The sequence below is a fragment of the Leptospira meyeri genome, assembly GCF_004368965.1.
GTDB classification, from domain to species: Bacteria; Spirochaetota; Leptospiria; order Leptospirales; family Leptospiraceae; genus Leptospira_A; species Leptospira_A meyeri.
In genome coordinates, this window is sequence record NZ_SORO01000001.1 from 2,776,641 (window position 1) to 2,799,769 (window position 23,129).

Consider the following 23,129-nt stretch of genomic DNA (forward strand, 5'->3'; position numbering starts at 1 on the left):
TTCGCCTATTATATCTCTTCTACGTTTATAATTGCTCTTACTATGATTTCATGAGTATCGGCATCGATCTCAGTGAAACTATAACCAAATCGGACGCTGTAGTCTTTTAACATCATGAGAAGTCCTAGGCCTGAATTGGTATCACCATCTTCTTTGGTTTCGAGTGTAGAAAAATACATCTCCTCCACGTTTTCTGACAAGAGTTTGGTCACAAAAAGCTCAAAACTATCTCGTAAGGTTTTTGACGCTACATTTAAAACATCAATCCTTAAAAGATTTCCATATTGTTTCAATTCGACATTGATTTCACCATCCCTCGCTTTTGAGAATTTAGAGGCATTCTCCAAAAGTTCGTTTATGATCGTAGAAAGAGAGTTTGCCTTGGTTTCACTTGCTTCGTAACAATAGGAATAAAATCCTGCTACAAAGTTTGCGGTGAGTCCGCACCTTCTCCAATAAGTTGTCATATCAATTGGTTGGAAAATCAATCGAAGTTGGCCATCGGCAGGCAAATTTTCTGGAATGGTGTGATAATCTCCGATAATGGTGGGTGTCTTTTGATTCAAATTTGCCTCCCTTTATTTTTGGTAGATATGTGTCTCTAAATTGGCCACGAATTTCACACGATTGTACAAGACCCTCTAGCCCCGTTTGAGATGAGTCCGTTTGCCGTATGGAGACATCTCATGTGCGTATAGGTTTTTGCTAAAAATAGATACGCGCCCGAAGTGGTTTTAAAAAAAGAACCTTTTTTTAAAGATCGGTCAACTGAAATACGTATCGTTTTTTTCTGTTTTTTTTAGGAGAACTTCGAAGGTGTTATGGATCTAATCAAGTGACCATAGAATTACTGAATATCTCGGGCCACCACACCATCAATATCGCTTCCATTATAACTACCTGGAGGCCAAGGGAATTTGTTTCCAGGATTTCCTGGATTATCCACATAACTTGCAGATGTAATTTTAATAAATTTAAATCCATTCGTTTGGATATTGGTGACGAGTGCGGCATTACAATTGATATCATTAGGATCTGCTGGGTCAAGTTGGTCTAAATCGAAACCGTCTCCACCACCTAACAAAAACAATCCACCTGTATTAATGAATAAATCTTCATTGGAATATGGTTTAGTTGTCATATTGAAGTAAACAGGTCGGAGTCCACCGAATTTTGTCCAACTGTCCATTAAGTTGACATTTGCTCCCGAATAACTAGGGTTAAATCCACAGTAATTCGCTCCATCAATCGAAACCTGAATCACAGATGGGTCCATTGCATAGGTATTGGTTTCATCGGAAATACGAAAGCTATTGTCATAAACAATAAAGTCGTCACCAAATACATTCTTTACCGTTTTTCCTCCCCAACTAAGAACGATGGAGGCACCTGGTCCTGTGATGTCTAATGCATAAACATCCAGAGATCCCACAAGTTCGCCGGCACCACAGACTCCATTGATTGCTTTGTTTGAGTCGGAAAACCCAGAGACATTGGCACTTGCACTGACAACCGTTGTAGCAAGATATATATCCGAGGGAAGAGGGGATTTTGGACAAGAACTCGCGCTGCTTGCTGCGTTAAGCAAAGGCAATAAGGCTACTAGGTTCTCTTCCGCTGTTGCCGAAGGTGATGGTTTGCAAAAGGAGATGGATACAAAAATCACAAAGAACATTAGACATAACGTTTTTGTGTTTAAATTTTTTTGCATCACATCTCCCAGTTTTAGAAACTATTTTTTAAAGTCCAGTCCAAGTTGAGTTTTCAGTTCGTGAAAGAGCTCTACTGAAAGTAAATCCACCACATCCGTTGGTTGCATAATTGGTAGAATTGCTTGTGACAGTACTTGCCTGTACTTCTGCAAGTGTTGCTTTTCCAGAAACGGCTTCACAAAAATAAAAACATTTTGAGGCACCAAGTTCGCAACCTGATGTTGTGACTGGAGTATAATCGATTCTTCCAAAAGTTGAGTTTGCAAAATTATTTCCACCAGGTGTGTTTTGGTAATAAAGTCTACGAGTTGCCTTATCAAAGGAAATGATTCGGTAGGTTGTATCTCCACCACCAAAGTAGTTTGCATTGGAATTGAATCCAGAAATGATACTTCCTGATCCATCCGGATTTGTGGCGATGATGAGTCGTCCGTTCGGAGTTCCTGTCATTTGTCCGCTGGCATTATACGTATAACCAGCGTTCCACTGTCCGTTGTATTCCAATAAAAAAGACGTAGAGACGGCGCTACCTGCAAGTAGTCCAACTAAAAGTTTGTTATTTGCATCTGATTCAGAAACTTGTTTTTCTGTTTGGCATGCGACTAGTTGTGCGAGAAGGATCAAGGATAGGGCTGTGGTTTTGAAAGTTCTTTTCATAGAAGTCTCCTAATGATTTAAAATTTGGGGAACTCCGGCCAAAAATAAACAAACTGTAGTTAACTTTTAAGTATAGGAACTTAAAATACAAATATTGTTTGTGATTGTTTCGGGTGCCCCGATGCCTTCGGGGCCCCTTATCCAAATGGGAGACATTTGGAATCAGTGTGTAAAGTCCCCTGGCCACGAGGTAAACTTTACGGGGAAGATCTGGCTCACCAAACTTTGATTTGGATTACAGTTGCGGGTCAGCACAGGAATCTCACCTGTTTCCTCCCTGAAGGTATTTCCCAGAATTTTGTGAAAGGGGGAATTGTCAAATTTTTAAAGCCCACATTATACTGCGGGAAAGGTTAATTTGAAACAGAAATGACTTGAAATTGTAGCTAAAATCTTGAGTAAACTTTTGCAACCAATTTGGATTTTTAGGCACTGACTATATAAGAGGAAAAGTTATGTTCTATTATGTAGGAAGATCAATTGGATTTGTGCTGATGTAGATTGTGGTGAAACCAATGCGTTTGAAGTACGGACACAAAAAAGTTGAAATTCAAAACGACCATATCTTACGCAAGTTAAATGGAAAATCTGCCATTTTGATTTCAAATCATATCAAACCAAGAAATAAGTTTTTAAAAGCGATTACTATGCCTTATGATGCCTTTGTGATTCGAGGGGTTCTCAAACGGTATGGAATTTATACTACCGCACTCACTAGTTATGATTCTGGAGTTTCCAACAAGGGAAAAAAAAGAAAATGGTTACACAGAAAAGAACAAATGGTAAAAGGAATTGTAAAGTCAATTGATCTGATTCCACTCAACCGAAGTGAGTCTGATCCAACAACGATCAAAGACTTTAAACGTAGGATAGGGCGTGGCAATTTAGGGATTGGTATTTTTCCCGAAGGCACTTGGTACCGTGGATTTCGAAAAAGTCGAAAATTATATCCAGGTATGGTCGTTTTAAGTAAACGATACAATTTACCAATCATTCCGTTGTATCTTGATGCTTACAATTTAAATAAACCCATTCGATTGTCCGTTGGAAATCCAATTTGGGAAGTAAATGATGCACCCGAAACCATCAGCTACATCCGAAGTGAACTCATTCGTTTGAAAGATAAAGGAACATCCGTTTCAGTTTCAGAAACAACCGAAGAAATGTTAGATGATGAAAACGATGGGTTGGAAATATCTCCAGTGGGTTAGATTTCTTTTTTACTCAAAAGTTTTTGAAAATAGGAAATCCCTTCTTCAATGGGATTTCCTGAACCTTTTCTTTTCCGAAGCATTCCAGTCATATCCAAAACAATTACTCCATACATCCAACTCCACATCATTCGTGCAATGGCAGGGTATTCATTTTTTGGGTAAGGAATTTCGCCGGATTCAAATCCGATGCGAACAGTTTCTAAAAAGAAACGATAACTTTTTGGCAATTGAGGAAATGCTTTTCTATGTACTCCGCCGTAGTCGGTAACAAACATTACCTTGTGTAATTCTCGGTTGTTACTTGCGAAATTAAAATATGCACGGGCAATGGCAGCTAATTGTTGGAAGGCTGAGTTTATCTCTACTTCTGCACTGGCTTTTTTTAACATTGAGAGGAGCTCATCCTCACCTGATTTGATTAAGTCTTGGACAAGGTCAATTTGGCTTTCATAATAGGAATAAGGACTGGCTACGCTACAACCCAATCGGTTGGCGATCTTTCGCATAGAAAGACCTTCCAATCCTTCTTCTTTTAAAATTAGGAGAGAAACGTTTCTAATTTCCTCGCGAGAGAGGCTATTGCGAATCCGTCTTTGTTTGTTTGAAGCTTCCAACATGGACTTGAATCAATCTGACCTCCATCATATTCAAATCCATCTAAAAATCGAACGTTTTTCTTAAAAAGCAGCGTTGATTTGGGCGTAAGCCATATAGGCGTCGCGTGCCAGTTGGTTTTTGCCTTGTAAGTAGTTTTGGTTCCATTCAAAGGATTGTGTGGTTGTATTGTATTGAATTTTGCTATTTCGGTAATTGCGAACTGAATCACCTGCATTCAAATACCCAAATCCCATCCATAAGGAAACAAAATCATTAATTTGTCCGTGCCAAGTCAAATCCACTTCCGTATAAATTCGTTTCCCCAGGGCATAAGGAGAAGAATAAGAATTATTAGAATAATTCTCCGTACTTCCTTTGTCGGATGAAACGGGATAAGGATTTTTTTCACCCAGTGAACTTGTGGAATTGGCCGCACCACTAATGGCATACCAAGCATCTTGTTTTTCTGCCTTATCATTCTGGAAGTAGGTAACTTGGAATTCTCCGAAGGAATCGGTTTTATAACTGATACTAACTGACTTTGAATAAAGATTTTGTGCGTTGATATTTTCAGAAATCCCTGCCACACTATTAAAATATGGAATCACTCCAAATCTTGGGTTGGCAAGTGTTTGGAAAGTTGATACAGAAGCATCGGCTCTATTTTTGTCACCAGAAGCGTATAAAACTTGTCCACCTAACCGTAGTTTTTTGAAAAAAGTATACCCAGTTTGAAATACGTGCATCTGCCCGGTATATTTTTCTCTTTCGGTTCTTACATTGTCATATTCATTGGGTAAGTATTCTTTTAAATATGGGTCTTGGATTCTTCGGCCACTGGTTCCTGTTTGGAAAGCAGATTCCCAAGTGAAGTCCCATGATTTTCCTTCTGGAAGAAAATTTCCTTTGGTTCGATTGGTCAGACGAAATCCAGTTGTGATTAGGTTTTGGTTTTGTCTGCTTCTGTCTGTGGCGAGAGGATCATCACTCGAAGAAACTGGAAGACCAGTCGCCGGATTGATTGGATTTTTTTTCCATTTGCGGACCACTCCCAAACTATAAAGATCTAAAGTCACCCAATCAGGTATGGTAAAACTATTATAAGTTCCAAGAAGTGTTGTATCAGTTCCCGTTGCAGCAGAGTTTAGTTTGGGATCGTTTGCAGATACAACTCCGTTTGTTCCACTTTGTGTCCAGTACGGCCTTGCCATTAAAAAGTGGATTTTAAAATTTTCATAATTGAACATGAGCCTCGCACCATCGAAGGAGAGACCGTTTACTGTCCAGTTTCCTCCGCCAATCATCCGTTGGTCGCCATAAGCCCAAATTTGTCTTCCCACTTGTAACTTGGAATGTAAGGGGAGCTGGTTAAGTGTAACAAATGCTTCTCTAACGCCCGTTTGGTTTAAGGAAACTGCATTTGTTTGATTTTTTGAATAGAGATCTGCTGTGTTGTTAAAAAAATTAGCTCGGATATCGCCTGTCGAAGCAGGAGATTCTCCTCCCCAAACACGAGCATCTTGGAGTGTTACCTTTGCTTGCACATAAGGACTTGGATCAAAAATAAAGTAGAGGGAGGATGTCTGTAGCGTTCTGTCAATATATCCTTTGTCTGAGGCATTAAAATCCAAATTGTATCTGGATTCTTGTCTTGGTCTTAAATACAATCCAAATCGTAATACATCGTTTAGCCAAAATTGTTGCGAGTTGGCAGAATGTTTGGACAATTCTGGTTCAACAAACATATGCCGATTGTATTCAGGATCGATCCCTTTTTCTTTCATTGTCGAAACATAAGGTTTGGGTGTTTGAACAGTTCCTTCGGAATTTTGTGTTTCTGTCGGCTCTGCTTTTGGCATTGTTAGCGGTAATAAAACCGCTAACAATAGAAAATAGAAATAACCTTTTGGTATATGCATTTGATATCTCCTTTTCCTTCAGTGATATGTTCTCCGGGATTAGGCGGCTCCGCTTATCACTTTTAATATATAAAAGTATAAGGGAATTCCAATTATAATATTAATCGGGAACACAATTGATAATGCTACCGTTAAGTAAATGCTTGGGTTTGCCTCAGGAATCGATTCTTTCATTGCTGCTGGTACTGCAATATAAGATGCAGAAGCACAAAGTACTACAAACATCAGAGCATCACCAATAGGCATTTGGATGATCTTTGTGAGAAGAATTGCAATGACTACGTTGATCACCATAATGACTAATGCAGAACCAATCAAAAAGAATCCAACTTTCTTTAGTTCACGCATTTGTTTTGCTGCATCAATTCCTTTGTCCAAAAGAAAGAAAGTGAGAAGTCCCTTAAAAATATCTTCAGTGAATGGTTTTGTCGTATTCCAGCCAGATTCACCAGACAAATAACCTACGATGAGTGCTCCGATCAAAATATAAACAGAAGAACTAAAGAAAGCTTCATGGAGTAATTGTTTCCAATGAATTTTTTCATTTATATTTTCATGGTTTTTCTTTTTACCCAAGCGATCCAAAATCACGGCAAGAACAATCGCAGGGGATTCCATAAGGGCCATTCCAGCTACGATAAAACCTTGGTATTCATATCCATAACTGTGTAAGAAGGCACCAGCTGTCACAAAGGTAACGGCACTGATCGAACCAAAACTTCCGGCAAGGGCCGCAGAGTTTGCGTGATCCAATTTTGCTTTGAAGATAAAGTAAGAATAAATGGGAACAAAACATGCCATGAACATACAGGCAATGAGTGTTAACAAATGTTCTTCAGCAAAAGGGGATTTGAAAAGTTCATGACCACCTTTGAAGCCAATGGAAAACAAAAGATACAAAGATAGGAATTTGGAGACTCCTTCCGTAATCCTTAGATCTGATTTGAAAAATACGACACCCATTCCTAAAAAGAAAAAGAGTACCGGTGGGTTTAAAATGTTGTTGAGTGCTGCGTGGAAATCCATAATTTCTTCCCTCTATTTGTCATCATTTTAGACATGTATTTTGTCCAAAATCATAAAATTGGACAAAAAATAATTCATTTCAAAAATCATTAAACATCGAAATCGCTTTCTCACGCGTTGGTAACACGAAGACTGGTGATTCAGATGAAACAAATGGCCCGAATGACCCTCCTATTGGCAATCTTTGCCGGATTGGCTGGGTGTTTGTGGAAGCCTGAAAGTTTCTACGGGCGGAACATCAGCCGTGATGTCCAATTTTTGGTACCCCAAAAGACAGAAATTCCGAAGAACTGTAGTCACGAATCCATCCAATCTTTGCGGAATTTGGTTTGGATCGAGAACCGAAGTGCTGATGCCATGAGGGGCAAACGGGAAGAGGGTGGCCAATGGGTTCGGTTTCAGTTACTGAACGAACTGGAGATGAACTCTCAATTCAGTGTGCTCATCCAATGGATTAACATTCCCTTTGTGGAACTTTGTTCGGAGGGTCCAGAAGGCACCGTCATTGATTCCTATAGTGGTTATGTTTGGGAAGATTGGATGGGTTTGCTTTCCCCATTTCCCCATTTCAATGTCACACTCCGGCCGAAAGAGAGTCGTTATTTTTATGTCTATCTCGTTTCCAACGAAGATTTGAACTTCCCGATTAGAACCGTTTCTCAGGCAGGTTACCGTTCTGTTGTGTTGTTTCGGTTTCTGACCTTTTTGTTTTTTTCAATGATGGGGATTGTTTCTTTTGGTTGGGCCTTATCAGAGTATTTTAAATCAAAAGAAAAGGTCTATCTATCCATTTTAATACATTTTCTTATGTTCTTTCTTCTTGTGTATTCAGTGCATGGGAAGGAGTTTGCATCAATTTTTGGGAATACCAATAATTTAGTTAGGCATTCCTACTATATCTTTTTATCGATTAATCATTTCATCTTCTTTGTTTATTTGGCTTCTTTTGACCAGTTTGTCGGCAATCGAGTTTCTAAAACAATTTTGTTTTGGGTCTCAGGGTTTGCAGGATTTTTATATATCCTTGTTCCTCTCTTTTCTCGTGTTTATGAATTTAGAATTTTTCTAGTTCTATCTATCTTTGGAACTGCTGCTTATCATTTATACAAAACACATGAAGCTTTGTTAGTAAAACAAGAAAGCGAAAATAGATCTTATGTTCTTGGTTGGTTCTTCTTTCTTTTTTCCGTCTTCTTAAAGACGTTGTTCCATTTCGATTTTTATCCATACCAGCCGTTTTTTATTTATGCATCTGTGTTTTATCTTCCGTTCTTAACTGCGGGATCCTTTTTGTTTTTGCGGAATTACGAAAAAAAGGATAAATCAAAAACAAGATACAGATCGTTAACTATAAAATTAGATAAAACGGAGTTTCGTAATAAATTAGAGACGTTGTTAGGTGCAGAAAAAATTTATTTAGATCCAGCATGTAATGAAGAACTCATCGCATCCAAGATGGGCCTTTCTTACCACCAACTTAGTGAACTCATCAATTCAGAATACAACTTCAACTTTCCATCTTTATTAAATCAATATCGAATCAAAGAAGCTATGGTTTTACTGAATGAAAAACCAGAACTTAATATTGCTGAAGTTGGCAGATTGTCTGGGTTTGGGTCTAGGTCTGCCTTTTATCTAGAATTTAAAAAACAATCCGGTGTGAATCCAAATCAATTTCGAAAAACAAAAGGCCATATAAATAAAGATAGTTAAATAGAGAGGATGTTCCCTATGAACAACGAAAACAAACCAAAAGATTGGTTACCCGGGTTGAAGGAAAACTGGAGATCAGATATTGTCTCCGGCTTTATTGTGTTTCTGATTGCACTGCCCCTGTGTTTGGGCATTTCACTTGCATCGGGAGCACCGCCAATGGCAGGAATTTTTTCAGGCATTGTAGGTGGACTTATTGCTTCTTTGTTGAGTGGTTCTCACCTAACAATCAACGGTCCTGCCGCTGGACTCATTGCAGTTGTTTTGAATTCGATTATGGTTCTTGGAGGTGGGGATCCTAAACTTGGATTTGAACTGACCCTTGCGGCCATTGTAATTGCAGGTGCCATTCAAGTGATACTTGGCCTTGTGAAGGCAGGGAATTTAACAGTTTATTTTCCCATTTCCGTAGTTCACGGAATGATGGCTGCCATTGGAATTATCATTATATCTAAACAGTTTTATGTAGCCCTTGGGATTACCCCAAAAGCAAAAACAATCGGTGGATTACTTTTAGAAATACCTTCTAGTTTTTCATTTGTAAATCCTGAAGTGGCCATCATTGGGATCTCTGCTATTTTGATCATTGCTATCCTTGCAAAAATCAAAAATCCTTTATTTAAAAAATTACCAGCACCACTAGTGGCTGTGTTAGTTGGAATTGTTTTGGGTATTGTTTTTGATTTAGCAGATGAACATTCATATACATTACTAGACCAAACTTATAAGATTGGTCCGGAAAAATTAGTAAATCTTCCAGACCATATTTATGATGGAATTACCTTTCCTGATTTTTCTAGATGGAAAGATGGAATTTTTTGGGTAATGGTGATTACCATTGCACTCATTGCAAGCATTGAATCCCTGTTAACTGCCACTGCTGTTGACAATACGGATCCTTATCGACGTAAATCGAATATGGATCGTGAATTGGTTGCAAAAGGTGCAGGAAACTTTTTTTTAGGTTGGATTGGTGGATTGCCGATCATCGCAGAAGTGGTCAGGTCTTCGGCCAATATGGAAAATGGTGCCAAAACTCGTTGGTCCAATTTTTTCCATGGTTTGTTTTTGTTGTTTTTTATTTTACTTTTGCCAGGGCTAATCCACCGGATCCCTCTCGCTTCTTTAGCTGGTATTTTGATTATGGTGGGGGTGCGATTGGCCTCTCCTCATGTTTTTAAGGAAACTTATGAGAAAGGATGGGACCAAATCGTTATTTTCACAGTCACTGTGGTTCTAACAATTGTTGAAGATCTGTTAGTTGGTGTTTTTTGTGGAATTGTTACTGCGATTCTAATCCAAGTATATTTTGGAGTTCCTCTTCGTTATATATTTGTCGCTGATATTACTGTAAAATCTGAAAACAAAGTTCATGAATTGTATGTAAAACATGCATTATTATTTTCAAATATGATCTCATTGAAATTATTACTTCGAAAAGTGACTCCCGGTGAAAGAGTGGATTTGAAGTTTGATCAAAACGTAAAGATGATAGGATTTTCAGCCATTGAGTTTTTGCAAAGTTTCAAACGAGATTATGAATTAAGAGGTGGGCAAGTAAACCTAATCGGCTTTGAGGATTTAAAACCAATCTCTGCTTATTATGGAGCCACACGAATCCACAAGTAAGTAACAAAAAATTCTTGTAACTTCTAGTTTAAAAACCAATATTCCTGTATGCCGAGAGTATTGGTTTTATCTCTTCTTTTTCTCTTCCCTATTTTCATCCAAGCAAAAGACTTTCCTACTTTGACTGGTAGAGTTAGTTCAGGGAGTTGGTAATTTTTTTTAATTCAAACTTTTGGGAACTTTTTTAATAAAACTTAGGTTTCGTATATAGTGAAGTTTTGTAATATTCTATTGTTTGTTTTGGTAACAACAGGGCCGGTTGTTACCCTTTCGGCAAAACCGATTCTTATAAAAGAACTTTGGCAAACAGCCTTACAATCCAATCCCGATTTTTTATCGGCAAAGGCTGATTATGACAAAGCCTTTTTTGAAAATGAAAAAAGTTATGCATCCTATTTACCCACCGTAAATGTTTTGGCTTCCGCAAGGCAATCCTCTGCCAATTTTAGTGGATCAGGTACTGTGAATGACCCTTTGATTAACGGATCTACAGCGGGATCTAATACAAACCAACAAACGAGTTCTGGAGAATCAAGACCAACGGCAATCAATCGCTACTCGGTAGGACTTAGCACAAATCAAAATCTTTTTGCCGGGTTTAAAGATAAAAGTGGAATAGATAAAACAGAAGCTTTGTTGCAGGCAGCAAAACAGACATTACATGATTCAAGATTAAAAGTTTGTTTTGAATTAAAGTCTGGTTATTCACAAATGTTGTATGCCAAAGAATTACACCAACTCTCAGAAAAAATTAAAGAACGACGTACAAAAAATCGTGATTTGGTAAAACTACGTTATGAAGTCGGTCGGGAACATAAAGGAAGTTTTTTACTCAGTGAATCTTTTGTAAAACAATCCGAATTTGAAGTATCTTCTGCTTTTCGATTATTTGAAAGTAATGTGAATGAAGTGGAACGAGTGATTTCCAATCGTTTGGATATAAATATCAATTCAGAATTTGTTTATGAGCCTGTTTTGGAAAAAAAGTTTTCGGAAAAAGAAAAGGAGACTTTGCTTGAGTCACATCCTTCTGTTATGGCTGAACAATCCAAAGTACGTGCTGCTCAAGCAAATATTGGTGTGGCAGAGGCAGGATTTTATCCTGATTTGAATTTAAGTGCAACAGTCACCAGACAAGATGATGTATGGTTACCAAAACCCAGAAATTATAGTTTTGGTTTGAACTTAACCTATCCATTGTTCAATGGTGGAAGAGATTATTATAATGTAAAAATTGCGAAAACCGAATATGAAAAATCAATTCATACAAGAGACTCAAAAAAAAATACCCTAGCATTTTCTTTAGAACAATCACATCTTAATTTCAAAAATGCTTCAGAACAATTGGTAGTATTGACAGAATTTTATAAAGCTTCGGAGATTCGTGCTATGATTGCCAGGTCCCAATATTCGAATGGACTGATTAGTTTTGAAAATTGGGATATCATTGAAAACGATTTGATCAATCGAGAAAAAAATCTATTAATAGGCAAACGGGATTTGGGTTTGGCGGAAGCTACATATTTGAGAAATTTAGGAAAGTGTTTTGATGAAGATTAAATTTGTTTTGGTAGCGGCCACATTAGTGATCATTTCACTCTCCCTATATTTTTTTGGATTTGGGAAATCAAAACCAAATACGAAACTAGAATCTTCCAAAGTGTTTCGGGGGGATTTGGTTGTTACCGTAAGAGCCACTGGTACAGCCATACCTAAAAACCGTTTGGAGATCAAACCTCCAATTGCAGGACGTGTGGAATCCATTTTAGTAAATGAAGGAAATCAAGTAGCACGAGGCAAAATCATTGCTTGGATGAGTTCGACAGAAAGGGCAGCTTTGTTAGATGCTGCCAGGGCAAAAGGGGAAGAAGAACTTAAAAAATGGGAAGATTTTTACAAACCAACACCTGTGATTTCACCTTTGCGAGGTTTGGTGATTGCATCCAACATTAGTCCTGGGCAAACAGTGACCCAACAAGATATTCTCTATGTTCTTTCAGATAATTTGATGATCCAGGCAAAAGTGGACGAAACAGATCTTTCAAAAATAAAGATAGGCCAAATTGCAAATATTACTGTGGATTCTTATTCGGATGCCGCCATCCAAGCGAAAGTGACTCATATTGGATATGAAGCCATCACTGAGAATAATGTGACTATGTACAACGTTGATTTAGAATTAAAAACCATTCCTGAATATCTAAGGAGTGGAATGTCAATAACGATCGATTTTATAGTTTCCGAAGAAAGAGATGTTTTGCTTCTTGCAAATGAATTTGTAAAAGGAAATTCTAAAAAAGGAATCGTTTTAAAAAAACTAGAGGGAGAGTTAGTCGAAACTTCTGTTAGCATCGGAAAGAGTGATGATCAGAATACTGTTATTCTCTCAGGGTTAGAAGAAAACGAAGTGGTGTATCGAAAGAAAAAAATTCAGGAAGAAAAAAAGTCAGGCAGCAACGGACCATTTTCTTCACCCAAAATGCCGAAGAGATAACTTTTGTTAGCAATTGAAATTCAGAATTTAAATAAATCATATACGATTGGGAATTCAAAGTTCCCGGTACTTTCCGGTATTCATTTAGAAATTACCCAAGGTGAATTTGTTGCGATCATGGGTCCTTCGGGTTCTGGAAAATCAACACTTTTACAAGTGATGGGATTACTCGATCATGTTGATTCGGGCACCTATCGTTTGTTTGGTCGAGAAGTCAGTGGAGAATCTTCTGATGTATTGTCCGATGTTCGAGGAAGTATGATTGGGTTTGTATTCCAACAATTTCATTTGTTAGCAAAATCAAATGCATCCCAAAACGTAAGTCTCCCTTCTTTGTATACAAATGTGGATCATACAGAAAAAAAAGCCGAAGAACAACTGAGAAAAGTAGGTTTGGAAAGTAGAATGTTTCATACTCCTAATGAACTTTCTGGTGGCCAACAACAAAGGGTAGCCATCGCTCGAGCTCTTCTTGTCGATCCACCAATTATATTTGCCGACGAACCCACTGGAAACTTAGATTCAAAAAGCAAAATCGAAATCATGTTGGAATTACAACGCCTTCATAAAGAAGGGAAAACCATTGTGATGGTAACACATGAACCAGAAATGGCGGAGTTTTGCGATCGTATCATTCATGTCAGTGACGGTAAGATTGTATCGGATGAAGGGAAAAAGAGAAAAAAAGATTTAGTTTCATTTCCCAAAACAAATTTGAAACGGAAAACGGGGTGGCCTCTTTTCCAAGGAATTTTTTTACAATCTTTGTTTTCCTTATCCTCGAATCGTTTGCGGACATTTTTGTCGGCTCTTGGAATTCTTTTTGGTGTTGTCTGTGTTATCTCGGTGATGGCACTTGGGGAAGGGGCAAAAAAATCAGTAGAGGAACAGTTTTCTTCGTTAGGTGCTAATTTAGTCATCGTAAGAACTGGTGGAATGCGTAGCGGAGGAGTTTCTCTAGAAGCCGGTACTGTCAATCGATTGGATGTATTTGATGTAGGAGCTGTGTCAAAAAAATTTCCTGAAGTAAAACAAATCTCCGCTGTTGTAAACGGAAGAGGACAACTTGTTTTTGGTAATCGAAATTGGAATAGTTACATCACTGGTGCCAGTCCCAATTATGAATCTCTTCGAAATTTAGAACCATTGGAAGGAAGGTTTTTCACAGAAGAAGAAAACCAAAAAAGAGCTTTAGTTTGTCTTGTAGGAAATACAGTAGTTAAAGAATTGTATGAAGGAAAAAATCCTGTAGGAACTTATTTAAAAGTAAATCGAATTCTATTTCGTGTGATTGGCCTTTTACCTGAAAAAGGAAGTGCTGGATTTCGTGACCAAGACGATGTAATTCTTATGCCCTTGAATACAGCAATGCGAAGATTGTTAAACAAAGATGCTGTCGACAGTTTAGAAATGGAATTAGAAAAAACGGAATCTTCAGAAGAATTCACATCTTCCTTAAAACGTTTTTTACATGAAAGACATGGAACGAGCGAATCAATGGGTAATATATACCAAGTGATGAACATGGCCGATATCCAAACAGCAGTCTCAGAAACAAACCAAACGATGACAACCTTACTCATTGCATTGGCAACCGTTTCTCTTGTTGTCGGTGGGATTGGAATTATGAACATTATGTTGGTTTCTGTGAAGGAACGAACAAAAGAAATTGGTCTCCGGAAGGCTCTTGGTGCAAGAGAGTCTGATATTCGTATGCAGTTTTTAATTGAATCCACTTTGACAAGTTTGACAGGGGGAATTGTTGGACTTGTTTTTGGAATTTTTTCTGTTTTGTTTTTGCAAGAATACTTTGGTTGGAGTATTGTTTTATCCTTTCCTTCTATTGGATTTGCTTTCATATTTTCTATATCGATTGGAATTCTTTTCGGCTGGTGGCCTTCTGAATACGCAGCAAAATTGAGTCCGATTGTGGCCCTAAGATCAGAATGAATATAAAACTAAATCCAAGGAAAATTCCCCAACAAAAACGATCGAAGGAAAGGTACCAAAAAATTGTTGATACAACGATAGAGTTGTTAGGTGAGGTTGGGTATGATGATTTAACAACGGATTTAATTGCAGAAAGAAGTGGGATACCTGTCGGTTCTATTTACCAATTTTTTCCAAACAAAGAATCCATTATTTATTCCCATGCGGAATCTTGCTATTTGGTGCTTCATGACTTTTTTTTCAAACTTCTTGATGAAGAACTTAAAAAAAGAAAAAAATTCACACCTGAATTCATTGATTTTACCCTACACTCCTTTGAACGGACGTTAAATGAGGTAAAAGGTTATCGTTTGATCAATTCAATTCTTTATACAAACCAAGCGTTGTTAAAACTAGACATTGAAAGTAATGAACGCTTTGCAAAATCCTTAGCGGAAAAAGTAATTCTTTATTTGTTTCCCAAGGTGGATAAAAAAAGGGCTTACTATAGTTCTCTAATGATCGTGGAAACTGTCGATTCTGTAGTTAAAATTGCGCAAAGAAAGGGAAAACCGGCTGAAAAAAAGGCAGTCCTCTCTGAACTACAAAATCTCTTATTTGTATATTTTTCCTCCTTCCTTTGATTTAACATTGACAAAGTTTTAACACAGTTGTAAAATTCTCAAAATGTGAGGAAATCCTCATGTTCTGGGAAAGAACTATGAAACAGACCAAAAAATATTTATTGGGAATCTTCATTGCAGTATTCATAACGTTCGGTATGAATCATTGTAGTTCGGAAGACCCCGCCAATTCGGCCTTCGTCCATGTTACGATGATGGACAATGCCTTCCACCCGCCAGTCATTCGGACATTCAAAGGCGGTAAAATTCGATTTGTGAATGAAGGAAACAACCCTCACAATGCCATCTCGATTACCAAAGATTGGTCCACAGAGAAGACATTTGGGAATTTGGCAATGTTTCGTGGTGCGCATACCGATGTGTTCTTCCCAGAAGAAGGTGTGTTCCCTTATTTCTGTTCCTTCCATGCTTCCCCTGATGGTAAAATTGGAATGACTGGAGTTGCAGTGATTGGTGATGCCGCTTACAATCCACAGACGAACATTGCAAAGTCGAAGATTTCGAAAAAATGGACAGGTGTGACTCGCAAAGTCCCTTCCCAATATAAAACTATTCAGAACGCTGTCGATGCTGCTTCACCTGGAGACTTAGTTCTTGTTGCAAAAGGTATCTATAAAGAAGAAGTGACAGTGACCACTCCTTCCATTGTGATTCGCGGTGAAGATCGTAATGAAACCATCATTGATGGAGAATTTTTACGTGGAAACGGAATTATGGTTGTTGGTGCTGATGGTGTGGCTGTCGAAAACCTAACAACGAGAAATGCAACTCTTAATGGTGTGTATTGGACAGGTGTTAAAGGATACCGCGGGTCTTATTTAACTGCATATAATAACGGCGATTATGGAATTTATGCATTTGATTCGGTAGACGGTCTTATGGAGCATTCCTATGCATCTGGATCTCCTGATTCTGGGTTCTATATTGGACAGTGTAATCCATGTAATGCGATAATCAATGACGTAATTTCAGAAAATAATGCACTTGGTTATTCTGGAACGAATTCGAGTGGTAACTTATATCTTTTGTCTTCCATTTGGAGAAAAAATCAATTGGGCATTGGGCCTAATACATTGGATCGTGAGTTACTTCCTCCACAAAAACAAATTGTGGTGAAAAAAAATATTGTGTATGACAATAACAATACCAATGCTCCTTCCAAAAAGTTGGAATATCCATCCATTGGAAATGGGATCGCACTCCTTGGTGCACTCGAAAACTTAGTAGAAGACAATTTAGTTTTCAACCATAACAACTATGGAATTTTAGTGACTATGAATATTGACGAAAATATTTGGATCTCCAATAATAACGTCATTCGCAACAACAAAGTGTATCATTCCGGTCGAGGGGACATTGCTCTGAGTGGTCCGGTCAACGTTGGAAATTGTTTTGAAGGAAACTCATACGGTGTATCAAGTCCACCATTTTTAGAATCCCTTCAATCATGTTCAGGACTTCGATACCCGCATACGGGAGATATGTCTTCGAGTATAGGATTACTTGCTTTATTTGTTCAAGCAAACCTACGTGAATTTGTGTTAGGTTCTTATAAAAACCAACCAATCCCTGAGGCTCAAATGAACATGCCTAAAGAAAGTTTGGCGAATGTGATTCCTGCGCACGACGTTTTTGAAACAAACAAAGGTTTGATTGAAACAGCGGAGTTACCAAAACTTAGCCAAGCGGAATTTGATGTTGCCACAAACAAAATGTATACTTCCGGATGGAGAGTTCATTTTCCTGGCACTTTAAAAACTTGGTATTTCCATTTGATGGGTTATTTATTGCCATTTGCCATTTTTGCGGCGTGGACTGGACTCTCCATCTTGGATCGATTCTCTGTGAAAGGTGCAAAACTAGATTTTTATTTCTGGTTGATTTTACTCGTTCCTTTTATCGGTTCTTTAGTTTATTTGTATTCAAAAGAATCTAAGGTTTCACGAGTTGTTCGAAATACCGTTGTTTTCGGTGGTATTTTACTTTTCTTTACAATTCTGGCTTATGCCGGTTATGCGATGACAGCGGTAACGGAACCGTCTGTATAATAATTTAGGAGATTATTTATGGAAACTACTTTTGCAAACCCAGGTTTTTGGACTTATTTTATCGGATCCTATGCGTATTACCTTCCTTTCGTTTTAACGATGGTATGGGCACCTTTAGCATTGTTTGGTTTATCTAAACAAAAAGATATGGACACAACAAAACAGATCATTTGGTCACTTGTGATTTTGGTTGTACCAGTTCTTGGCCCTGCACTATATCTTTTGTTAGTCGACAAGGAATATGAAAAAAAATTCAAACAAATCGCTGTTGGTGGTGGGTTTGGAGTATTTGTTCTTGTTTGGGTTTTGAGTTTAATTTCTCACATTTAAGACAAAAGAAAAAGAGAGTTTATTTATGGATCGGAAGAGTTTTTTAACGACACTGGGATTTGGGGTGATGGGCTTTGTGGGATCTTTGTTTGGTTCCATGAGAAATAACGCTCGAAATTCTGAAGAAATCTGTGGACCTTCTGATCCAAATAGTTCTTCCACTGCCGCAAACTTTGGAATTGTCACAACACCAACCGTAAGTGATAACTACCAAAACTCAATCGGGGTAGGCGGAAGTTTAAGAGCCACGAATACATATGGAAGTATGGCTCATCCTCCTTTTTTTATCAAAGAAGAGTATACAGAGCGCTTCTACTATCCACCTAACTATTCGAATACGAAAAGTAAGGTAAAAGATTTTAGTTTGAATCTTTTTCCTTTGAGTATGAATATTGCTCATAATATTAATTATCCAGCTTGGACTTTTGATGGACTTGTTCCAGGTCCAGTCCTTAGAGCAAATTTAGGTGATACCCTTCGTATCCACGTCAAAAATTCAAGTCCAGATCCTCATTCCTTACATTTTCATGGAACTCATGATCCCTTAGAAGATGGATGGGAACCCATTGCTCCTTTCGGGGAAAGGACTTATCAAATTGAAGCTGGACCCGTTGGCCTTCATCCTTATCATTGTCATGTACCTCCACTTATGTTACATACCGCCAAAGGTTTGTATGGTGCATTGCTTGTGGATCCTCCGGTCAAACGGAAACCAGCTCATGAATTTGTTTTAACATTTTCTGGTTGGGATACCAAAGGTAAGGGTCGGAACGATTATTATACATGGAATGGAATTTCAGGTATTTATGATAGATATCCTATGAAAGTTCCTGTGGGTGAACGAGTTCGCTTCTACATTCAAAATATGATGGAGAGAGAACCAATCATCACCTTTCATTTACATGCGCAAACTTTTGATATCATTCGTAGTTTAGGTTCAACTGTTCCAGATGGTCATTCTGATGTTGTGTCCCTTGGTCAAACAGAAAGAGTGGTAATCGAATTTGTCCTTAATAAAAAAGGTAGATATATGTTTCATCCACACCAAACACATATGGCGGAGAATGGAGGAATGGGTTGGATCGTTGCCGTATAAAAACAGTATTTATTTTATTAGTTCTTACCTTCAGTTTTTTTTGCAAATCCAAAGAAGATCACATCAAAGAAGAATGGAAACACCTATCTTTTGTTAAACCGGATGGAAGTTTATTGGAGCCAAAATTTTGGTCTGAAAAAAAATCGGTTTTGTATTTTGGGTTTTCACATTGCCCCGATATGTGTCCACTCGCTCTGACAAACTTTGGAAGGGCTTCACTCATATTAGGTGAAAAATCCAATCGGTTTCGTTTTATTTTTGTAACTCTTGATCCCGAGAGAGATTCTCCTGCGACTCTTAAAAATTACATTCAAAATTTCCCTGGAAAAAATTTAACAGCTCTTTCTCCTAATGCGGAATCGTTAACAAAACTGACAGATTTATTTGGAATTGTTCGTGAAAAAGTCGGAGATGGAAAGAATTACCGAATCGATCATTCCAATTTTATTTATGTGTTAGATGAGGATTTGAACACACTTGCCAATTTTCCAGGTGGAGTTTCAGCAAATGCACTTGCTACAAAACTTAGAGAACTTGCTGGACCCGAGAATTAAGGATAATTTCAATTTCTGTTCGAGCACCTTCCGGGAAATTTCTAGTAACTTCGAAATTAAATTCTGAATAAATATTTCTTAATCGTTCCTTGATATTTCCAAGAGACCTGGCTAAAAGTTTTGTTTTATCGGTCAGTAGGTCCTCACGAATTCCTATTCCATTGTCATATACCACAAAACTAAAAACTGAATCTCTTATCATTTTTGCATGAATGAATAATTGAAATTGTTCATCAGCTGATCCACGGAAACCATGTTTGAAAGAATTTTCAATGATTGGTTGGAGTAACAATGGGGGAAGGACAACAGCAGAAAAATCTCCGGATTTTTTGAAATCAATTTGTACGGTATCATAAAATCTTAATTTTTGAAGGTGTAAGTAGTCTTCTAAAAAATTCCATTCTTCTTCAAAAGGAATCCAATCCCGATCCGTTCGATCGGATATGAATCGATAATTATTTGCTAAACTTAAAATTGCATCTCCAATTAACTCTGGTTTTATTTTATGAAGGGCATGGATTGTATTCAAAGAATTGAACAAATAATGTGGACTCATTTTTGTTTGTAGAGTTTTCAGTTGACTTTCTTTTAGTGACTTTTCTGCTTTTAACAGATCTTCTTTATAAGTTTGAGCTTTTTGTCTGTTTGCAAAAATGGTTCGTTCTAAGGCAAAACCTTGAGAGATTACACCAAAGAGAACACCCCAAAGAACAACTTTGTTCGTAGAGTTATCATTCGCTTTGATAGCTAAGAAAATTTCTAAGATAACAAGGAGAAGCGTAACGCTAAATCCGATAAAATGTCCAAAGGCTTCTGGATTTCCTTTTTTCCAAGATTCAAAAGTAATGAAAATTGGTCCTAGAATATTCAAAAGATTGAATAAAATAAAAAAAGTTCTGCTGCTAATAAGCAATGTATGTGATAAATCAAAGAAAGGGAGAGAGAAAACTAATATAGTGGTTAAGGAACAAATGAATACATCTATATAAATTAAAATATCAAGAATGCGAAAACTTCCGCTACCGAAAAGACGACGTACTCCTGATAACATTGGAATAAAAACAAAATTGGAAGATATAGTTGTGAGAATGAATAACGTTTCTGAATTTGTAAAGAGATATCGAATGAGTACATTGGATGTGAGTCCAAGTAATCCAAAACATAATGAAAATGCAGAAAAATCAAGGAGTATGTTGTATTGTTTTTTGTATTCAATGAAATAGACGAGTGCGCAGATAATTCCAATCATCAAAAAAAAGGAATGAAAGAAAATCGGTGTTAAGTTCTTTAAAGCAATTTCTCTGTAGAGAGCAGTTTGTTTGCCTACTAAGTTTTCAACGATAGAGATGAGAAAGAGAATCCCTTTTTTATGATACAATCTTAAATAGTAATATTTTGAATCATCATTTGGGACCTTGACCCAATCAAATTTTGATTGGAAAATATTGGGGAGTCTTTCTTGTTCAGAGAAATTTCCATATCTAAATATGGAATCTCCGTATTCATTAAAAATCTCTATATTTAATCCACCATGTTCTAATAATAAAAAAAGTTCTTCTTTCTCTCTGTGATTTGGAAATGCTTTGGAGCGTAACCAAATAAATTCTGAGTCTGTAATTCGTTGGAGTTCAGAATCATTGATCCAACCGAAGATCGATTCCCAATACACTTTGTGCATTTTTTGAAAATCAATAGTGCCATTGTCATCAGCTGGTATATCACCGACAAAGTATTCCGTATTTTCCGCTAGGTAATATTCGGCTAAAGAACTATCGGTTGGTTTTAATAAAGAATAAGCAAAAGAAGTTAAGCTAACGGTGATGACGAGAGTTAGGAGGCAGATTGATAGAGTTGGTTTTTCTAAAAATCTGCCCCAAAAATTCTCCATATAACTAGCGTTAATCTTCTAATGAAAACAAAATTGGAAGTCTATGTGCCATTTTTTTAGGTTGCCCTTGCACATAACCAGGGCTAAAGCGCACACGTTTGATGAGTTTCATAGCGGCTTCTTCAAATCCGTATCCAGCTCTACCCGATACAATTTTTGCTGACTGAAGACTGCCATCCTCATTTACTTGTACAAGAAGTACAACTTGTTTCTCTACAATATTTGCGGCTTTGGCTTGTGGTGGAAAGTATTCCTTTAGATCAAAGTCAATGATAGCAGTCGGCATTTTGTCTCCATTAAAGGAGAACAAGTATCCATCTTTATCTGTTCCATTGCCAGAAAGTTGGTTTGGGTTGATGTCAGAATTATCTGGTTCATCGGCTTTGTCTTTGTTACTACCTTCTACCCATTCTTGTTTTTCGATTGGTGCTGGAGAGGAAGTGCCACCAATGAGTTCAGGTGGAATTTCTTCGAAACTTACATCAACATCTTCAAAGTTAGACTCTTCAACCACTTCATCGCCACGTAATTGACTAATCTTATAACCAGCATAAGTTGCGGTATGGAGAAACAAACTTCCAATCAGACAAAGGTGGAATATACGTTCTTTATTTTGTTTGATGGATTGTTTGAATGAATCCAATAATTCCGCGTAACGATTCATTTTTTTACACTGAGGGCAATTTTAGTCACACCCGCTTTTCGGATGATTCCCATCAGCTCCGTAATTTTTCCATAAGGAAGGCTTTCATCTGCAGATAGAGTTAAACGCATATTAGGTCTAATTTTTGCTTCTCTTTCAAGATTTCTTACTAAACCAGAAATGTCTGTGTCTTTTCCTTCCAAAAGAATTGCGCCCGTTTTCGTTAGCGCTACTTGGACCGATTCCGCAACGTTTGGATCAGCCGCTTGTACTTTCGGTAAATTGATATTCAAACTTTCTTTTTTTAGAAAGTTTGCTGTTACCATAAAAATAACAAGAAGTACTAAAATCACATCCACCATGGGTGTGATGTTAATACTTCCGATTTCTTCGTCTTGAGAACCTGATGCACCAGCCATAATTATACCTTTGTCTTATTCATTTGATAAGAGAGTAGTTCTTTTTTCAAAATTTCCAAATTCTGTAAAATGACTTTAGATTTTCTAGAAAAATAATTGTTAGCCATTACCACAGGAATTGCTACTGCAAGACCGGCGGCCGTTGCGAGTAGGGCTGTCGAAATAGACCGCATCACAACTTCCGCACCAGAACTTCCCAAGGTTCCCAAACCATAAAATGCTTTGATAACACCAAGAACGGTTCCGAGTAATCCAATAAACGGAGCATTATTTCCCAAAGTATTTAAGATTGGTAAACGTTTCTCCAATTCTAATTTTTCAGATAATATTTGACCATCTAAACTTTCATCCAGTCCTTTGCGGCCCAATTTCAATTGATTTAAAGCAAATTGAATGAATCGGGTGTAAATTGACTCTTCACCAGCATCAGTTTTCCAATGAATTTCTGGTTCTTCTTGTAATGAAGTTCTAACTTCTGTTAAGTAGTCTTCGTTTTTTTTGCCCAGAGATTTTTTATAATAAATCAACCTTTCAGCAAATACTGCCAAAGCGATTACACTCGCCACCGCCATTGCTATAAAGACTAATTCTTCCCCTAATTCTACATACTCTTGCAT

21 protein-coding genes and 1 riboswitch are annotated in these 23,129 nt (G+C 37.5%); of the genes, 11 read left to right on the top strand and 10 right to left on the bottom strand.

Going from position 1 to position 23,129, the window contains the following annotated elements; translation table 11 throughout:
- Window positions 1-8: 8 nt before the first annotated feature.
- The 3 genes from CLV96_RS13110 to CLV96_RS13120 form a co-directional block, all read right to left on the bottom strand.
- Complete coding sequence (locus CLV96_RS13110) at window positions 9-566, bottom strand: slr1658 superfamily regulator (protein WP_004784772.1); 558 nt, start codon at window positions 564-566, stop codon at window positions 9-11.
- 281 nt (window positions 567-847) lie between these two features.
- Window positions 848-1,711, bottom strand: a complete 864-nt coding sequence (locus CLV96_RS13115) for an LIC_13355 family lipoprotein (protein ID WP_004787736.1) — start codon at window positions 1,709-1,711, stop codon at window positions 848-850.
- A gap of 28 nt (window positions 1,712-1,739) precedes the next feature.
- A complete protein-coding gene (locus tag CLV96_RS13120; protein WP_004786777.1) occupies window positions 1,740-2,369 on the bottom strand; it encodes a hypothetical protein in 630 nt (209 codons plus the stop codon).
- Window positions 2,370-2,553: 184 nt separating this feature from the next.
- A riboswitch (cobalamin riboswitch) is annotated at window positions 2,554-2,679 on the bottom strand.
- A gap of 205 nt (window positions 2,680-2,884) precedes the next feature.
- On the opposite strand from CLV96_RS13120, the gene CLV96_RS13125 reads away from it, so the two are divergent.
- On the top strand, window positions 2,885-3,580 hold the full coding sequence (locus CLV96_RS13125; protein WP_004784453.1) for a lysophospholipid acyltransferase family protein: 696 nt from the start codon (window positions 2,885-2,887) through the stop codon (window positions 3,578-3,580).
- Here CLV96_RS13125 and CLV96_RS13130 read toward each other — a convergent pair.
- Genes CLV96_RS13130 through CLV96_RS13140 form a run of 3 tightly spaced genes read right to left on the bottom strand, consistent with a single transcriptional unit; the run spans window position 3,577 to window position 7,125 of the window.
- Complete coding sequence (locus CLV96_RS13130) at window positions 3,577-4,200, bottom strand: TetR/AcrR family transcriptional regulator (RefSeq protein ID WP_004786603.1); 624 nt, start codon at window positions 4,198-4,200, stop codon at window positions 3,577-3,579. The genes CLV96_RS13125 and CLV96_RS13130 overlap by 4 nt on opposite strands.
- Before the next feature lie 60 nt (window positions 4,201-4,260).
- Window positions 4,261-6,099 carry an alginate export family protein gene (locus CLV96_RS13135; RefSeq protein ID WP_004785616.1) on the bottom strand — a complete coding sequence of 613 codons (1,839 nt, stop codon included), beginning with the start codon at window positions 6,097-6,099 and terminating at the stop codon, window positions 4,261-4,263.
- Between the two features lie 39 nt (window positions 6,100-6,138).
- Window positions 6,139-7,125 carry a sodium-dependent bicarbonate transport family permease gene (locus CLV96_RS13140; protein ID WP_004785765.1) on the bottom strand — a complete coding sequence of 329 codons (987 nt, stop codon included), beginning with the start codon at window positions 7,123-7,125 and terminating at the stop codon, window positions 6,139-6,141.
- Between the two features lie 144 nt (window positions 7,126-7,269).
- Here CLV96_RS13140 and CLV96_RS13145 point away from each other — a divergent pair, with 144 nt between their 5' ends.
- The 10 genes from CLV96_RS13145 to CLV96_RS13190 all read left to right on the top strand — a co-directional run bounded on the left by CLV96_RS13145 (window position 7,270) and on the right by CLV96_RS13190 (window position 19,562).
- On the top strand, window positions 7,270-8,838 hold the full coding sequence (locus tag CLV96_RS13145; RefSeq protein WP_004785623.1) for an AraC family transcriptional regulator: 1,569 nt from the start codon (window positions 7,270-7,272) through the stop codon (window positions 8,836-8,838).
- 18 nt (window positions 8,839-8,856) lie between these two features.
- Window positions 8,857-10,467 carry a SulP family inorganic anion transporter gene (locus CLV96_RS13150; protein ID WP_004784375.1) on the top strand — a complete coding sequence of 537 codons (1,611 nt, stop codon included), beginning with the start codon at window positions 8,857-8,859 and terminating at the stop codon, window positions 10,465-10,467.
- A 210-nt stretch (window positions 10,468-10,677) separates the two neighbouring features.
- Window positions 10,678-12,027 (top strand): TolC family protein, encoded by a 1,350-nt coding sequence (locus CLV96_RS13155; protein ID WP_004787202.1) that lies wholly within the window; start codon window positions 10,678-10,680, stop codon window positions 12,025-12,027.
- Complete coding sequence (locus tag CLV96_RS13160; protein WP_004785351.1) at window positions 12,017-12,961, top strand: efflux RND transporter periplasmic adaptor subunit; 945 nt, start codon at window positions 12,017-12,019, stop codon at window positions 12,959-12,961. The genes CLV96_RS13155 and CLV96_RS13160 overlap by 11 nt, the downstream gene beginning before the upstream one ends.
- Before the next feature lie 3 nt (window positions 12,962-12,964).
- Entirely contained in the window at window positions 12,965-14,911 is a 1,947-nt protein-coding gene (locus CLV96_RS13165; protein ID WP_004784095.1) for a MacB family efflux pump subunit, read from the top strand.
- Entirely contained in the window at window positions 14,908-15,534 is a 627-nt protein-coding gene (locus tag CLV96_RS13170) for a TetR/AcrR family transcriptional regulator (protein WP_004787507.1), read from the top strand. The genes CLV96_RS13165 and CLV96_RS13170 overlap by 4 nt, the downstream gene beginning before the upstream one ends.
- A gap of 77 nt (window positions 15,535-15,611) precedes the next feature.
- Window positions 15,612-17,582, top strand: coding sequence for a right-handed parallel beta-helix repeat-containing protein (locus CLV96_RS13175; RefSeq protein WP_035983149.1), 1,971 nt, complete (start codon window positions 15,612-15,614; stop codon window positions 17,580-17,582).
- 18 nt (window positions 17,583-17,600) lie between these two features.
- On the top strand, window positions 17,601-17,912 hold the full coding sequence (locus CLV96_RS13180; RefSeq protein WP_004785744.1) for a PLDc N-terminal domain-containing protein: 312 nt from the start codon (window positions 17,601-17,603) through the stop codon (window positions 17,910-17,912).
- 25 nt (window positions 17,913-17,937) lie between these two features.
- Window positions 17,938-19,008 carry a multicopper oxidase domain-containing protein gene (locus tag CLV96_RS13185; protein WP_004787393.1) on the top strand — a complete coding sequence of 357 codons (1,071 nt, stop codon included), beginning with the start codon at window positions 17,938-17,940 and terminating at the stop codon, window positions 19,006-19,008.
- Window positions 18,990-19,562: an SCO family protein gene (locus tag CLV96_RS13190; RefSeq protein WP_004786962.1), complete on the top strand. Its 573-nt coding sequence runs from the start codon at window positions 18,990-18,992 to the stop codon at window positions 19,560-19,562. Before CLV96_RS13185 ends, CLV96_RS13190 begins: the two co-directional genes overlap by 19 nt.
- Here CLV96_RS13190 and CLV96_RS13195 read toward each other — a convergent pair.
- From CLV96_RS13195 to CLV96_RS13210, 4 genes are read right to left on the bottom strand one after another with little or no spacing between them, the layout of a single operon-like run.
- A complete protein-coding gene (locus tag CLV96_RS13195) occupies window positions 19,534-21,450 on the bottom strand; it encodes a sensor histidine kinase (protein ID WP_004785331.1) in 1,917 nt (638 codons plus the stop codon). The two genes, CLV96_RS13190 and CLV96_RS13195, sit on opposite strands and share 29 nt — an antisense overlap.
- Window positions 21,451-21,460: 10 nt before the next feature.
- Window positions 21,461-22,114, bottom strand: coding sequence for an energy transducer TonB (locus CLV96_RS13200; protein WP_004787689.1), 654 nt, complete (start codon window positions 22,112-22,114; stop codon window positions 21,461-21,463).
- Window positions 22,111-22,512, bottom strand: coding sequence for an ExbD/TolR family protein (locus tag CLV96_RS13205; RefSeq protein ID WP_002973390.1), 402 nt, complete (start codon window positions 22,510-22,512; stop codon window positions 22,111-22,113). The genes CLV96_RS13200 and CLV96_RS13205 overlap by 4 nt, the downstream gene beginning before the upstream one ends.
- A 2-nt stretch (window positions 22,513-22,514) precedes the next feature.
- A complete protein-coding gene (locus CLV96_RS13210; RefSeq protein WP_004784616.1) occupies window positions 22,515-23,129 on the bottom strand; it encodes a MotA/TolQ/ExbB proton channel family protein in 615 nt (204 codons plus the stop codon).

Excerpts from the sequence above, each read along its gene's own strand:
- CLV96_RS13200 (WP_004787689.1), bottom strand. The coding sequence starts at position 22,114 with ATGAATCGTTACGCGGAATTATTGGATTCATTCAAACAATCCATCAAA.
- CLV96_RS13115 (WP_004787736.1), bottom strand. The coding sequence starts at position 1,711 with ATGCAAAAAAATTTAAACACAAAAACGTTATGTCTAATGTTCTTTGTG.
- CLV96_RS13135 (WP_004785616.1), bottom strand. The coding sequence starts at position 6,099 with ATGCATATACCAAAAGGTTATTTCTATTTTCTATTGTTAGCGGTTTTA.
- CLV96_RS13170 (WP_004787507.1), top strand. The coding sequence starts at position 14,908 with ATGAATATAAAACTAAATCCAAGGAAAATTCCCCAACAAAAACGATCG.
- CLV96_RS13145 (WP_004785623.1), top strand. The coding sequence starts at position 7,270 with ATGAAACAAATGGCCCGAATGACCCTCCTATTGGCAATCTTTGCCGGA.
- CLV96_RS13185 (WP_004787393.1), top strand. The coding sequence starts at position 17,938 with ATGGATCGGAAGAGTTTTTTAACGACACTGGGATTTGGGGTGATGGGC.
- CLV96_RS13140 (WP_004785765.1), bottom strand. The coding sequence starts at position 7,125 with ATGGATTTCCACGCAGCACTCAACAACATTTTAAACCCACCGGTACTC.
- CLV96_RS13120 (WP_004786777.1), bottom strand. The coding sequence starts at position 2,369 with ATGAAAAGAACTTTCAAAACCACAGCCCTATCCTTGATCCTTCTCGCA.
- CLV96_RS13210 (WP_004784616.1), bottom strand. The coding sequence starts at position 23,129 with ATGCAAGAGTATGTAGAATTAGGGGAAGAATTAGTCTTTATAGCAATG.
- CLV96_RS13160 (WP_004785351.1), top strand. The coding sequence starts at position 12,017 with ATGAAGATTAAATTTGTTTTGGTAGCGGCCACATTAGTGATCATTTCA.
- CLV96_RS13180 (WP_004785744.1), top strand. The coding sequence starts at position 17,601 with ATGGAAACTACTTTTGCAAACCCAGGTTTTTGGACTTATTTTATCGGA.
- CLV96_RS13125 (WP_004784453.1), top strand. The coding sequence starts at position 2,885 with ATGCGTTTGAAGTACGGACACAAAAAAGTTGAAATTCAAAACGACCAT.
- CLV96_RS13195 (WP_004785331.1), bottom strand. The coding sequence starts at position 21,450 with ATGGAGAATTTTTGGGGCAGATTTTTAGAAAAACCAACTCTATCAATC.
- CLV96_RS13150 (WP_004784375.1), top strand. The coding sequence starts at position 8,857 with ATGAACAACGAAAACAAACCAAAAGATTGGTTACCCGGGTTGAAGGAA.
- CLV96_RS13175 (WP_035983149.1), top strand. The coding sequence starts at position 15,612 with ATGAAACAGACCAAAAAATATTTATTGGGAATCTTCATTGCAGTATTC.
- CLV96_RS13130 (WP_004786603.1), bottom strand. The coding sequence starts at position 4,200 with ATGTTGGAAGCTTCAAACAAACAAAGACGGATTCGCAATAGCCTCTCT.
- CLV96_RS13205 (WP_002973390.1), bottom strand. The coding sequence starts at position 22,512 with ATGGCTGGTGCATCAGGTTCTCAAGACGAAGAAATCGGAAGTATTAAC.